Here is a 13686-nt window from a genome sequence, read left to right as displayed (position 1 = left end):
AGGTGCCGGTCCAGAACTTCACAGGGAAGGCGGTGTTCAGCCCTGTCAACGAGGCCAGGTCCGGACTGCCAGGGTCGCCAGTCGCTCCTGCCGGGACTGGATGGCCTCCGGAGTCCACTCAGGGCACTTGCCGACCTCGTGAGTTAGCGCGAACTGGGAAGCCTTGAGCACTTCAGCCTTATCCTTGAAGGGCTTGTTCCCGAGGGACGAATTGGCGCTGACCTGCAGCAAGACCATGTTGCCGATGCGATAGATCCAGCTGTCCGCGTCCTCCTGATTGCCGCTCACCAAGATGAACTCCGACCAGTCCCCGATCACCGCGTTCTGCGGGTAGACGTGCTCGAGATTGATCTCGGTGGGATTGTCGTTGGGGATGAACTCTGGCTGTGCCTCGTTCTTCTGGGTTCTCTCCAGAGCGCCCAGATAGTACCGGGCTATCTTGGTTGCCTCGGTACGCCCCAGGGCGGTGAGGGCGAACTGCGCCTTAAAGTCGGTGTCGGAGGCGATGAGATCGTTCACGCGGGTACGGATCTCGGCGATATCCGTGATGGCGCCCTTGCGAATTTCCACCGCAATCTGCGAGTAGACGTCCTCGTAGCGTCCTCGGTTGATCGTTCCCATGATCATTCCGCGCACGGACCAGCTAATCAGAGCCTTGAGCAACTTCTCGATCTGAGCCGGCGGGAGGTGCTCGACGGCAGCGAGCAGCAGGATCTTGTTGGGGACGAGGTTGAACAGGACGAGCGTACCGAGGGCTGGCTTGCGCCCCGGGCACTTCTCCTGCCAGATCTCGTGATTCAGGTCGGACAGCGCAGCGTAGATACGGGCGCCAGTCAGGAGTCTCTCGGAGAACGTCAGAGCGTCCTGGCTCTGAACTACCTGCTTCCGCATCTCGGCGTACAGGTCGCGCTCGGTGACCTTGCCGACCTTTGAGCTCCAGTAGTGGCGCAGGAACTTAGTGAACTTGTCATCGGCGGCGGACAGGGACAGGGCGCCGATGCTCTTGTGCCAATTGTTCCGCACCGAGTCCAGGTGCACCTTGGCTGCGCCGAAGAGATGGTTCTTCAGAAGGTCCGCAGTGGTCAGATCGGCGCCTCGGTTGTTGAGCGTCTCGAAGATGACGTACGCGTCCGCCTCGGAGGGGGTCTCAACCACAGCGAGCTGTGCGTGGTGCTGGATGTACTTGACCCACTTCTTGAGCTCGTTCGTGGCCGACTGGCCGTGGCGGTCGGCGAGATCCGAGAGCTGCTTACGGAAGTAGCGGTACGCCTTGATGATGTCGGAGTCACTACGCTTTTTCGCTGCGAGCGGCAATCCTGTGCCAGCGACGATCCCGTGGTACGGGGGATGGTCGTCCTCGTTGAGCTTGAGGTGTGGCTCGGTGTCCTCCGCATCCCACGCTTGACTGGCCAGGAAGTCGGCCTCGATCCGATGCGCCTGCGTGTGCCCGAGTTCCTTCAAGGTCTCTCGGATGGCAGCGATCAGCAGGGAAGACGTGACGAGCCGCTGCTGTCCGTCGATGATCTTCTTGCGGTCGTCGGGGCCGTCCTGGGTCAGGACGATGGTGCCGAGGAAGTATTCCTCGTCCGTCCCTGCCTGGATCGCACGGCTCAGATCGGTCCAGTAGTCCTGGACCTCCTGGTCCACCTTCCAGCAGTACGAGCGCTGGAACTGGGGGACTACCAGCCGATTGTTACGCAGGATCTCGCCTATGCCGAGGAGGTTGAGCTGGAGGGAAGTGCCGCTGTGACCCGATGCCATGCGGAACAGTCTAGGTTGCGATAGGTCAGATGACCTGCTAATTCTGAATGATCGTCACTTCTCGGATTGAGGTCATGGCCGATCGAGTAGGCCAGCCCCTCAAAGCGAGTGACTGGCCCCTCGGCGGACGGCAGCAGTGCCCTAAGCCGCTGCGACGGATCCGATCAACCCCTCGATCGTCGTCATCTCTTTGTGCGCTCCGAGATAGCCGATCCCCCGCGCCAGGTGGATGTTGAGCGTCTTGGAGACGTTCTCGTCCGTCGGCTCCAGGCCGTCGGTGACGCAGCGCTGCTTGAGGAGGGCCAGGTAGAGGTCGCCGTGCTGACCGGCGAAGGTCTTCCAGGACATCTCGACGTTGGAGTCGGTGACGACGTCTCTGACCAGGGGCGTGGAGGCGTCTGCCAGGGAGAGGGCCAGGGCCCAGCGGCACAGGACATTCCACTGGGAGATGCCAGTGGTGCGCTTGAGGCGCACCAGACGGTCCTTGCTCGGGGTGGCGAGGCGGACGTTCTCAAGCGACATTCTGGGCTCCTGTATTCCACCAGTAGCCCTCGACGACGTTCGTGGTGAACTCTGTGTCGTCGTGGACAAGGGTATACGTGTGGGCGACGGACTTCTTCAAGCGACCCAATAGGTACTCGTCGATCTCCTCGTCGGTCGACAAGAGGAGCACCTGGCGGCTTGCATTGGGGAAGTACCGGTCCACAAGATGTTCACGATGGCGGCTGTCGAGACGGCCCAGAGGGGTGTCGATGACGTTGGGCAGGCGATTGCCGGCAACCTTCATCAAACCCCAGAGCAACGAGACCGCGAGAAGCTGACGCTCACCAGCGCTGAGGCGCCCCGGATCGATCCTCTCGCCCTCGGCGTCGGTCAAGGTCAGAGTGAACTTGCTGGTGTCGATACGGATGTCCTGGACCAGACCCTGCTTACGCATCAGGTCCTTGAAGCTCTGGAGCATCGCGACTTCGAGTCGGCTGGTGTGCCGCTGAAGCAGAGCTCCGCGGAAGCGTTCCAGGGTGGCGCGTGCCCTCTCCGAGTACGTCTTGATCCGTTCGACTTCCTCGGCTTTGACCTTGGTGCGAACGAATTCCTTGTGGGCGCGCTTAAGAGACTCTGTGACGCTGTCGCGCCGACGCTTCAGCTCGTCGAGTTGGGCAGCGTGTCGCTCATAAGCTGCCTCTTCCCTGGCTACTGCTTGAAGCTGTTCTTCTCGCTCACGCTGCAGTGCCTCTACTTTGCTCTGTTCCGGGACAGCAGCGAGCTGCCGATCAAGTTGATCCAGATGCTCAGCCGTCTCGGCGGCTTGCTTCAACAGATCTGCGCCATGGGCCCTGTCTCGTACGAGGACTTCGTCCAAGACCGCAAGCTGCGCTAGCGCATCGTGCGGAAGGTTGAATCTGACTTCCAAGTCGGCCAATTTGGAACGCTCGACTCGGTCAGCCTCGAGCTTGTCCACGATTTCCTTGCGGGCTGCGGCAGGCAGGAGGTCTAGAACCCACTGGTCTCGCTCAGTCAGGATTTCGAGTACTTGGCTCACCCCAGCAGCAGTCTGCTCGCTTTCAGCTTGCTTCCTGACCTTCTTGAGCTGATCTCTCAACATCAGGAGCGGAAGCGGACCAGCGGCAACTTGAGCCAGGCCCGCACGCAGTTCAGCGAGCTGTGCCGAAACTTGCTTGTGCTCGGTCTCAAGCTCCACACGGCGCTCGAAGAGGCTTCCGCCTGCATCGGCGAAGGCACGCTCCAGGGAATCGAGCCTTCTCTTTGCCTGGCCAAGCTCAACGGTGCGGCGATTCGCCAGTTCCTGGTGGGCAGTCCCATGCTGGGCGAGGACAGTCTCACGCTCACGCTCCAGCGTATGGATGTCGTCCATGAGGTGCTGTTCCTCGTCGGACAACTTCTGCCGGCGTTGGAGAGCTACGAGGTCAGTGCGGAGCTGCTGGACAGTGCTGACCCCGAGCAGGGCGTGCACTGCGGATTCGATGACGGAAGAGGCCCGCTCCGGATCGGCCAATGACTCGATCTTCTCGCCGTCGAAGAAGGCGAGGGAGGCGACCTCCAGGGGCAGGAGGTCCTCGATGTGGTCTGCCCAGCCCTCGCTTAGAAGCCGGCTGAACTTTCCCTCTGGCTCTACGCCCCGACCTGGCTTCAGCTTGTCGCCAAACTGTTCATCGACGAAGACGCTCAGGAACTCATTGACAGACTTCCCGCTCGTGCGCCAGTTTCGAATGACTCGGTAGTAGTGCTCCCGACCATCCACGGTGACGGTGAACTCAAGAGTGATTGCTGAGCCACGCGAAGGATCTGCTTGACGGTTGATGCTCTCACGAAGGTACGTCTCGTAGGGCTTGTTCGCACGACCGCTACAGCGTGCGCGCGCACCGTAGAGCACCAGTTGAATGGCGTCGAGCAGTGTCGTCTTACCGCACCCATTGAGGCCGCCGATCAAGATAATCGGCTTGTTCTTCTTGGGAGTGAGGTCGAGCGACTGCTTGCCGCGATAGGCCCCGAATTCCTCGAGGGTGATCTTACGCAGGAGCATCGAGGGTGATCTCTTCGTCGAGGGTTAGGTTCTTTTCGAAATCGTCACGCAATTTCTGCCGGCGCTGGGCGAAGTCAACGGCATCGGCGTGGTCTTCGTAGTACCCCTTCTGCACTGCTTCCTCCAGCGCCTTGAAGAGCCCTGCACGGCGCGTCATTGTGCGGTACTTGCGTTCCACTGAGAGCAGTTCGCGGACCATGTTGTAGTGAAGCTCGTCGCCTTCGCAGAGTTCCTTGAGGATCTCCATCTCGTCGGCACCCATGACTAGTTGCTCGTCGAGAGGCCCACCAGGGAATTCTTCGTCCGTAGCTTCCCTGTAGATCTGAGGGAGTGAGTCCTCGACTTCATGCTTGTCGAACACCCAGATACGGCGGATCTCATGTAGTTCATCGAGTGTGATCAGCTCGATGTTGCGGACATGCTCTGGGGTGTTCTCGTTCGTCCGGATCCACGTCTGCGCGGAGAGTAGATCTCGGAGCCACGCCTCGCGGAACTTCTGAAGGTACGGGCCGTGGATGGCGCCGTCGTTGAACAGCATGACCTTGCCGTTCATGCGGCGGAAGTCACGAGCCGGCTTGTCCGGGCGGGGGTAGGGCACCTTCTTACCAGGCGGGAGGTCGGGGTCGTTTGCATCTTCGATGAAGCCAAAGGGTGAGTCCAGTTTGTCGCGTAGATCGAGCAGCGGCAGCATCCACTCCTTCTCGTCATCGTTCTGGATCATTGCGGACATAGACTTGTCCTGCTCGACCAGGGTGCAGGTCCAGCAGCCGAAACGGCTGGAGCCGCATGACGGGGTGGTGGAGTCGACGACGAGTGGGCATTCGCCATCAGCCGAGGCGCCTTGGTACATCGTGAGCAGGTCATGGTTGTTGTACCCCCAGGGATTGGGGACCTGCATCAGGAATTCCCAAACATCGTCATTGGTCCAGTCTTCGACTGGGCTGTAGACCAGCGAGTTGGGGAGATTGGCGTTTGGTGAGAGGCGGTCGCGTACCCGGCGCTTCTCATGCTTCTCCATCGCGCGAGCCCGCGCCTGGCTCTCCGCCTTGCGGATGCCGAGGACCATGATGGCTTCGCCATGTGCCGCAACAACGTTACGGATGAAGGAGTTCGACGGCTTGATCTTCAACCGCTCCGTGCACCAGCGGAACTTGGGGCGAGGGGCAGGGTAGCCGCGGCCGATCAAGTTGACCCAGAAGGTGTCCTTGATTTCGGGAGTCAGACGGTGTGGCTCGATCGGGAGGTTCTGCTCTGCGGCAGCCTTGGCCATGGTCTCCAAGGACGTGGTCACCCAGGCGGCGACTACTGGGTTCTCAACCAGAGTGTCCGTGCTGATGACGTGGACCGGCTTGGTCCGCTGCTCGGCCGGCAGTTCCTTGAGCGCGGACCAGACGAGCTGAAGTACAGCGGTGGAGTCCTTGCCCCCGCTGTAACCGATGACCCAGGGCACCTCATCTGCCGTGTACAACTCACGTACTTCATTGGTCAGCTCGGCGGTGACCTCGCTGAGCGCGCGTCCGTCGAAAGGCTTGCGCCGCACCGGCGTAATGGGGATATTGAGAGGGATGGTCATGCGCCGCCTCGCAGATAGGCGTCTTCCACTCGCTGCTCTTCGGGGCTAAGGGCGAGTCCGAGATGGTGACGCAGGTAGTTCACGGTCAATGTGACGTTCTGGTGGCTCTTTGAGACGCGTCCGCCAACAATGGCACGTCCTTCCCAATCGGCGTTCGCGCGGGACCAATTCACCTTCTTAAGTGGAGTGAGCCTCTTCTTCCATTTAGTGACGGCGGTAGATTCACGGAAGAGGGAATTTCCGATCCGCCCGAGCCCGTGCAAGGCAATTCCGTGGCTGTGGATATAGTCGCGGCGCATCTCTTGAGCAGGGAGTTCGCGATTCCGTACCATCGCCCATTCGGGAAGACTTTGATCAATTGCCTCCCAGTAGGACTGGGCGAGCTTGGTGGCTTCGTCGGGCTTCAGGTCCAGGCCCTGCAGTAGCGCATGAGTCCCGTAGTACAAAGCACTCAAAGTGAACATCTTCGAGGATCGCGCGGAGAGGTTGCTCTTCTCCATCTCGACGTACCCATTGAAGACGGGAGAGAGGGAAGCCAGTGCTCGTGCTGTCTTCGCTTCTTCGTCGCGGTGGTCATACAGCACACCGATAGAGCGAGCGGGGCGGACCGCATGTCGATTGAGATCGGCGAACATCTGCTGGGAGCGCGCCAGTCCAGCGTCGTGGAAGAAGACCACAGCGATCGTCTCGTCACCGAGGTCGGGATTCTCCTTGAGGGCCTGCTCGATCGCGGCGCGGCGATGCTGGCCGTCATTGATCAAGAATCTGGAATCCATGGGGATGCGAAGCTGCCCCGTGCGCATGCCGGGACCCTCGGCTGAGTGACCTTCGAAGGACATATCGCCGTCGACGGACGCGGTCAGGGCGCTGAAGACGTAGTCATCCGGGTTGTCCAGGATGTACTTCGTCAGGGCGGGCAGACGCCCCTTGTTGAGGACGCGTTGGGCGCGCAGTTCGGCGGACAGGTCGTCCTCATCGAAGATGAAGATCTTCGGGATCAGGCGCATGGGACACATCGAGGTGTAGAACTCGCGTCCCGCCTGGACCCCGCGGATGGCGGGGAAGGTGTACTCGAACCCGACCGATGTCCTGGGAGCGACGACTTTGGCCCCTACTTGGGCCGTTACTTGGGTCTCCACCCCCGCAACTCTAACGTAAGTACGTCACTCAGTTGACGTACTCGTCAAGGTTTCTGACGTGTATTGAGGGTGTAGATGACGTACGAGTCCCATCTGTGCGGCGTGCGAGCGCGCCGAGCTGAGGTGTCGCTGAGGATGACGCGGCGTACTGCGTGTGTTGACGTGTGTGGGTTCTCCATGCCCGGCGGGGGGAGACGCGTGTACGTTAACGACTTGACGTACATGTCGATCCGGGATCAGGTCAAGGCAGGGTGAGTGCTGTGGTGGTGTATCTGGATGTGGCGGCGACAACGCGCGTGGAGCCGCGGGTTGCTGCGATGGTGCTCCACTGGATGACCGAGGACTTCGGCAATGCTGGCAGTCGCACCCACGAGTACGGGGCACGTGCGAAGAAGGGCGTCCACGAGGCGCGCGCGTTCATCGCTAGGACGGTCGGAGCCAAGACTGAAGAGGTGATCTTCACGAGCGGTGCCACCGAGTCCAACAACATCGCCCTGCTCGGGCTCGCCGCGCATGGGCAGAAGTCCGGGCGGCGACACATTATTACCTCTGCGATTGAACACAAAGCGGTCATTGAGCCCTTGCTGCACTTGCAAAGTAGGGGGTTCGAGGTGGAATTCCTTAAGCCGGGGCCCAGTGGTCGCCTTTCAATGGAATCCGTGCTGGAGAGGCTGCGGGACGACACGCTGCTCGTATCACTGATGCATGTGAACAACGAGACGGGTGTCATTCAGCCGGTGGCTGAGCTTGCGCATGAATTGCGCAAGACGCAGACGTTCCTCCACGTCGATGCCGCTCAGGGGTATGGGAAGGTCCCTGAGGATCTGAAGGCGCCCGTCGACCTGATGAGTATCAGTGGACACAAGATCGGTGCTCCCAAGGGGATCGGCGCCCTTGTCGTCCGCCGTCGTGGGTGGGACAAGATCCCGCTCGAGCCGATCATGTTCGGTGGAGGTCAGGAGCGGAAACTACGGCCAGGCACCCTGCCAGTACCTCTGATCATGGGCCTCTACGAAGCTGCGAAGATCTTCCAGGAGGGGCGGGAGCGCTGGGAGCGCGAGGCGACAGACATGCGGGAGCGCATGCTTGCTGCGCTCGGGAAGACACGCTTTCGTATCAACGGCGACGAGGGGCACTCCGTGCCGCACATCCTCAACGTAACCTTTGACGGGCTCAACGCCGAAGCGCTGATCGTCAGGCTCAAGGACCAGGTCGCCATCGCAACCGGGTCGGCGTGCACCAGTGCCTCGTACACCCCAAGTCATGTCCTCATGGCGATGGGGCTGCCCGAGGACGTGGCGACAAACGGGCTGCGATTTTCCTGGTTTCCTGGCCAGGTCACGGACTTCGGCCCGGAGGAGCTGGCGGAGACCATTGCACGCATGCAGCCGGAGGGCTAGCTGAAACGGCCGGCGGTCAGCTTTCCATGCGGCGCACCAGACGATGGCCGCGCAGTTCACGGCCACAGCGGATGAGCTCGGCTTCCCAGCCGTTCTCGGTCCCGATCATGTGCGGGTGTGCGTAGAGGCCAGCCTTCAGCTCAGCTTCTGTCAGACGCTGGTACCGGGGAGCATCGGGGTCGTCCTGCGTCAGGAACTCGTGCTTGCGGTGGAGCAAAGGGCGGTTCGCCGAGTTCGCGTATGACATGTGCGAGGTCTCGAGTGTCTGGAGATCGATGTGGTACGAGGAGAGAAGTCGCGGATGCGGGTTCTTGTCGAAATCCGGGTAGTCGAGCCAACTGACCCCTCGGCCCTGGTGCTTGAGCTTGGCGATCGTCCACTCCTGAGGGCGTCCGGCGGCGATCGAGGCACAGTGCTCGTACAGGCGCAGGATGGTCGGCATGTCGTCGACGGCCCGGCGATGCACGTAGAGGGCAGTGGGAGTCAACTTTCCGACGTCTGAGGCGTTCATCGCGCCGCGCACGTACGTGTCGTCCCGGAGCTTGAGGAGAAGCCGGTCGGAGCGCTGACAGGCTTCCTTGTACGAGGAGAAGAAGGCCCGGACGTCCAGTTGTACGCTGAACGGGAGGCTGCTGAACGGACCGCGGCCGTTGAAGAGTTCAACGGCGAGGAATAGCAGCGTGTTGAGGGTAGTGCGCTTGCCTCCTTCGATGACCTTTGCGGGATCGGCGGAGTCGCGGACCAGCCGCCTCAGCTCGCCGGGCTTCAGATGCGCCAGGAGCTCTGCCACGTTGTGCGGCATCTCTTCCACCCTTGGCGGGCGGCCCCGGCGCTCGACATGGTCAATGAGTGCAGTGATCGCTGAGGCGGTGTCTTCAGAGGCGAGCCACTCGGCATCCGGAACGATCCGGTGCGCGAGGCAGCTCAGGCGCGCGGCATCGTCCTTGAAGGCGTAGACGACGCCCGGAGCAGCGGATACGCAGCGAGTTCCAGTGACCTCTTCTACATAGTTCCGGAGTTCGCTGGCGCCGAACAAGTGCTGGAAGGTCTGTCGGCTGGTGAGAAGGCCGTCGCTGAACGCTTCGCCCTGAACCTTGGACTTCTCCCAGGTGAGTCGGGCGGAGACAATGAGGACGGTGTTGGCCAACTCCCATGCCTGCAACAGAGTGTGGCGACGTTCTGCGGGGTCCTCGATGACGTTCAGGACGTAGGTGAGGAGCACAGTGTCGGCCGACTGCGGCTTCGATTCTGAGCGGTAGTACGGGTCCCATCCCGTAATCCTGCAGTCCAGTCGCTCGAGGGAGCGCACGTCGTCGCCCCGCCCGCAGCCGTAGTCGAGGACTGTCCGCCCGGGGGCGAGCTGCCTGTCTGCGAGGGCCTGACGTGCGGGGACGGAGAGTACGGCTCGTGCGATCGCGGTGAGGCGGCGTTCGCTGTTCCAGGTGGGCTGCATGATGTCCTCGCCAGTGCGGGGAGTTGGACGGTCGCAGGGTAGTGGTCAGGCGGACTGGCGCGGAGGGCGATCGCCTGATGACCAGCCGACCGTGTAGGGACTCAGATGTCATCCGCTTATCGATCTGGGGCCTGGCCTGGTCGAACAGGGTTCCTAATGGGGTAGTCGCGTGAGGCCCGACGCATGACTGCAGGGACTCTTGGTAGTTCGGGGGCGCGAACCAAACCTCTTACCAGAGGCCCTGTTGTCGCAGACTTTCGCGCTCGCGTACCTGGAGTCCAACTCGTCCTCCCTGTCGTGTGACTGCCTCGCGCACAGGTGCGGCAATGCGGCAGACCGGCCGGACCTTACCCGGTGCTACGGCTCCGACATGACGGAGGCGGAGTGGCAGGTCGTCCGGATGGTGCTGCTGGTTCCGGCCCTGGTTGGAGGGGCGGGGCGGGCGGCCGGAGGCTACTGCCGCTGCGTGATGCTGATGCGTTCGCGTCGTCTGATGCGTGACTACGAGACGCTGCCCGCATACACGAGGCCACGGTGCTGTGGTCGATGACCATGCTGCTGTGCACTTCGCCAACGAGTGTTCCACGATCGGCACCCCGAAGGGCTGGCCCAGGCGCGCGAAGTCGTCTGCCTGATCAGTCGACGACACAAACACGAGGCGGCGACGTCTGGCATCGAGGTGCAGACTGTCGCCAAGCTGTTTGTTCTTCACCGAATCAGGAAGCTATGTCTCGTGAGTCCGGAGACCGGGCCTCCGCGCCGAGACTCAACGCGCCAATGTCACGACGATCCAGTGCCACGACTGTCCCTGGTGCTCGGTGTCGACTTCGTCGAGGATCGACCAGCCCGCCATCCATCGCCCTCCACCGTGGTATTTAGCCCTACAGGAGCACGTGCAGTAGGGCAGCCTCGCGTTCTTGCAGCTCGATGTGCAGGCTTCACGGGGATTGAATTCCCGACCGACCACGATGCGTTGGTTTCTGGCCAGCAACTGCCCGGTCAGGTGAAGGAAGCGTCGGTTAGGGACCGTCCAGCATCCTCGGTGCCCATTCCACTCGGGCGGGCTCCCGGCATAGTCAATGATCCGCGCTTCATGCTCCCAATTGGTGCGCCGTGGAAGCCAGATACCCACTGGGCCAGTGGCCGGAAGTGCGATCGACGGTAAGTGCTGACCGTCCCACGTAGGGAGCCACACCGGCGGCTCAAGGAAGGATGGTGCTGGGGCTGTAAAGCGCTTCGCGCGGAATGCGCGGCCCGGTACTGTTGATCGTTTGCTTCTGGTTGCGAGCGCTTCGGAGGCCGGCATTCCGGAGGCGTAGCACTGGAACGGGCTATCGCGGCGATGATGCGGGACGAAACAGCCAGCTTTGTCGATAGCGACAGCCTGCCGACAGGTCGCGCATATGGCGTTGGCGCTCAAATGGGGGCCTCTCGTGTCCTCAGCGGGCAACCTACGCCTTACGGAGCGTACCGACACCGACATCGCCTTGTGGCCCTATCCCGCAGACTCGAGCATGGTTCGCTGCCGATTTCCCTTGGTCGATATGGCTGGGCACGTTTGAGGGGCGGGCGCTTCGGGACGCTGAGTGCCGGCGGATCGTCGGCAATGAGTGCAGCGTCGTCCGTCTTCGAGCCAGAGGAGTGGAAGCTCCGGTCAGCCCCGCGGGCAGGGCCGGGGGAAATGATCTTCGAGATCGCGGGAAACGACCTGTGAGAGCTGGCGCAAGGCGCCTGATCAGAGCATTTCGTCGGTTCCCCACAGAACAGATGGAAGCCCCGTAGGTCATCGACCTACGGGGCTTCTTCGCGTCCCGGACTGCTGCCTGGACTGCCGTGCTCGGCTCCCTGCTCGGCGGCTCGCTGCGCGATCGGCTTCGTGGTCGAGGGCGGTCGGCGTCGTGATCGAGGGCGGGCCGGATCCGTGGTCGGAAGCCGCCGGCAGGTGTGGGATACGCGACTGTGCGACGTTCGTCGCTCCCGTCCGCGACCAAAGTGGGGCGTGGGCGTGGCGCGGGATTCTCTAGGGTGCCGTCGTGAACGCGTCGACGAAAATCCGGGCCGGTGTCCGGGCGGGTTGGTCCTGGATGGCCGCCCCCGAGCTGTGGTCGCCGCGGCGGACGGCCGGCGAGGTGGTCCTCGGGCTGGTGCTGGGCGTCATGGTGGCCGGTACCGAAGAGTTGATGGGCAGCGAGGGAGCACGGCTGCTCGCCGTCGATGCCGCGGCCACGCTGCTCTCGCTGCTGCGGCGCCGGATGCCCACACCCGTACTGCTCGTCACCGCGGTCCTCGCGCCGCTGGTGAGCGGCTTCGCGCCGCTGTTGCTGATCGTCGGCTGGTCGGCGGGACGCAGGATCGTCGGTGCCGGGCGGGTGATGGCGGCGTTCACCGTGGCGTACGCCCTCTTCATCGGCACCACGCTGCTGGACGGCTGGTCCCCGTCGGCGACTCTCACCCTGGTGCTGCTCTCCACGCTGTACTTCCTCGCGACGACGCTCGTGCCCGGACTCGCCAGCCGCTACTGGACCCAGCGGCGGACCCTGCTGCACGCGCTCCAGGAGCGCAACGCGCAATTGCTGCGCGAGCGGGCCATGGTCGCCGGACAGGCCCGGCTGATGGAGCGCCAGCGCATAGCCCAGGACATGCACGACAGCCTCGGACACCAGCTGGCGCTGATCTCGGTGCACACGGGGGCGCTGGAGGTGGATCCGCAGCTCACCCCGCAACAGCGGGAAGCGGTCGGCGTGCTGCGGAACGCGTCCGTGACCGCCATGCACGAGCTGCGCGAGGTCGTCGGCATCCTGCGGGACGGGGTCGAGGCTCCGTCGGCGCCGGTGGACGACTCGGGGCGCGTCACGCGGGGGACTGCCGGCATCGAGGGACTCGTCGAGGCCGCCAGGGCCGCGGGGAACGAGGTGCGGCTGCGTCGCGCAGGCGACGAGCGGCCGCTCGCGGCTGCGGCCGACCATGCCGCCTACCGCATAGCGCAGGAGGCGCTGACTAACGCGTACAAGCATGCTCCCGGCGCCCGGATCGACGTGGAGCTGCGCTACGAGCCGGACTCCCTCGTCGTGGAGATCGTCAGCGGGCCGGTGGACACGGCGGCCCGGGGCGCGGTCGTCAGCGGCGGGCAGGGGCTCACCGGGCTGCGTGAGCGGGCGAGGCTGGTGGGCGGGATCGTCCATGCCGGTCCGGCGAGCGGCGGCGGCTTCCGGGTGGCGGGGATGCTCCCGTACGGCGTGGTCGAGGCCACGCCGCTCCTCGCCGCCGAGGACGACTTCCATCAGCAGTCGTCGCGGGTTGTCTACGACGACGGGGTTCCGGTCATGGACTGGAGCGTCACCGAGCGGCTTCCCGTGGGCACCCGGCAGGTAGGGCACCGAAGCGGTCAATGGGCTTACCCCGGCGGGCAGTTGACCTTCCCGGGCGTCGAGGGACGGAGCAGGGTCGGCGGTATCGCCATAGGGTGCGGGATCACCCTGGCGGCCCTGTTGGTGCTCGGGGCCGCCGCGATCTTCGGCTTGTTCTTCCTCGTGGGCTCGATGGACGAGGGGATGATCGACCCGGCCGAGTACAGGAGCGTGCGGATCGGGGACGGCGAGGACGCGGTGCGGGACCGGCTGCCGCCCGGGGACTCGATCATGACCACGGGCCTGAGTGGGAAGGGCCCGAAGGAGCCCGAGGGCTCCGAGTGCCTGGTGCTCATGTCCTCGGAGGTGGGGGACACCATGGAGACCGAGCCGGTGTTCCGGTTCTGCTTCCGGGACGGCAAGCTGATCGAGAAGAAGGCGTACGAGGTCGGTCGGTAGGTTCGGGGCCTG

At 63.2% G+C, this 13686-nt stretch carries 8 protein-coding genes; 2 read left to right on the top strand and 6 right to left on the bottom strand.

Annotated features, from left to right (window positions below):
• Positions 1-45 precede the first annotated feature (45 nt).
• The 5 genes from ABTX78_RS10885 to dndB form a co-directional block, all read right to left on the bottom strand.
• Positions 46-1761 carry a DUF262 domain-containing protein gene (locus ABTX78_RS10885; protein WP_352206473.1) on the bottom strand — a complete coding sequence of 572 codons (1716 nt, stop codon included), beginning with the start codon at positions 1759-1761 and terminating at the stop codon, positions 46-48.
• 141 nt (positions 1762-1902) lie between these two features.
• The gene (dndE, locus tag ABTX78_RS10880; RefSeq protein WP_352206472.1) at positions 1903-2283 is read right to left on the bottom strand and encodes a DNA sulfur modification protein DndE; all 381 of its coding nucleotides are present in this window, start codon (positions 2281-2283) and stop codon (positions 1903-1905) included.
• Positions 2273-4303 carry a DNA sulfur modification protein DndD gene (dndD, locus tag ABTX78_RS10875; protein ID WP_352206471.1) on the bottom strand — a complete coding sequence of 677 codons (2031 nt, stop codon included), beginning with the start codon at positions 4301-4303 and terminating at the stop codon, positions 2273-2275. The genes dndE and dndD overlap by 11 nt, the downstream gene beginning before the upstream one ends.
• On the bottom strand, positions 4290-5876 hold the full coding sequence (gene dndC, locus ABTX78_RS10870) for a DNA phosphorothioation system sulfurtransferase DndC (protein ID WP_352206470.1): 1587 nt from the start codon (positions 5874-5876) through the stop codon (positions 4290-4292). The genes dndD and dndC overlap by 14 nt, the downstream gene beginning before the upstream one ends.
• A complete protein-coding gene (gene dndB, locus ABTX78_RS10865; protein WP_352206469.1) occupies positions 5873-7015 on the bottom strand; it encodes a DNA sulfur modification protein DndB in 1143 nt (380 codons plus the stop codon). The genes dndC and dndB overlap by 4 nt, the downstream gene beginning before the upstream one ends.
• 260 nt (positions 7016-7275) lie before the next feature.
• On the opposite strand from dndB, the gene dndA reads away from it, so the two are divergent.
• Positions 7276-8415, top strand: a complete 1140-nt coding sequence (dndA, locus tag ABTX78_RS10860; RefSeq protein WP_502993843.1) for a cysteine desulfurase DndA — start codon at positions 7276-7278, stop codon at positions 8413-8415.
• Positions 8416-8431: 16 nt separating this feature from the next.
• Here dndA and ABTX78_RS10855 read toward each other — a convergent pair whose 3' ends face one another.
• The gene (locus ABTX78_RS10855) at positions 8432-9868 is read right to left on the bottom strand and encodes a DNA phosphorothioation-associated putative methyltransferase (protein WP_352206467.1); all 1437 of its coding nucleotides are present in this window, start codon (positions 9866-9868) and stop codon (positions 8432-8434) included.
• A gap of 2084 nt (positions 9869-11952) precedes the next feature.
• Here ABTX78_RS10855 and ABTX78_RS10850 point away from each other — a divergent pair.
• Positions 11953-13674, top strand: coding sequence for a sensor histidine kinase (locus ABTX78_RS10850; protein ID WP_352206611.1), 1722 nt, complete (start codon positions 11953-11955; stop codon positions 13672-13674).
• The last annotated feature ends 12 nt before the right edge of the window (positions 13675-13686 follow it).

Origin of the sequence: Streptomyces sp. NPDC096193, assembly GCF_040302905.1 — a bacterium.
In the GTDB taxonomy this organism is placed as follows: Bacteria; Actinomycetota; Actinomycetes; order Streptomycetales; family Streptomycetaceae; genus Streptomyces.
The sequence above is the reverse complement of the archived record's forward strand: the minus strand, read 5'-3'. Positions and strand labels throughout refer to the sequence as shown.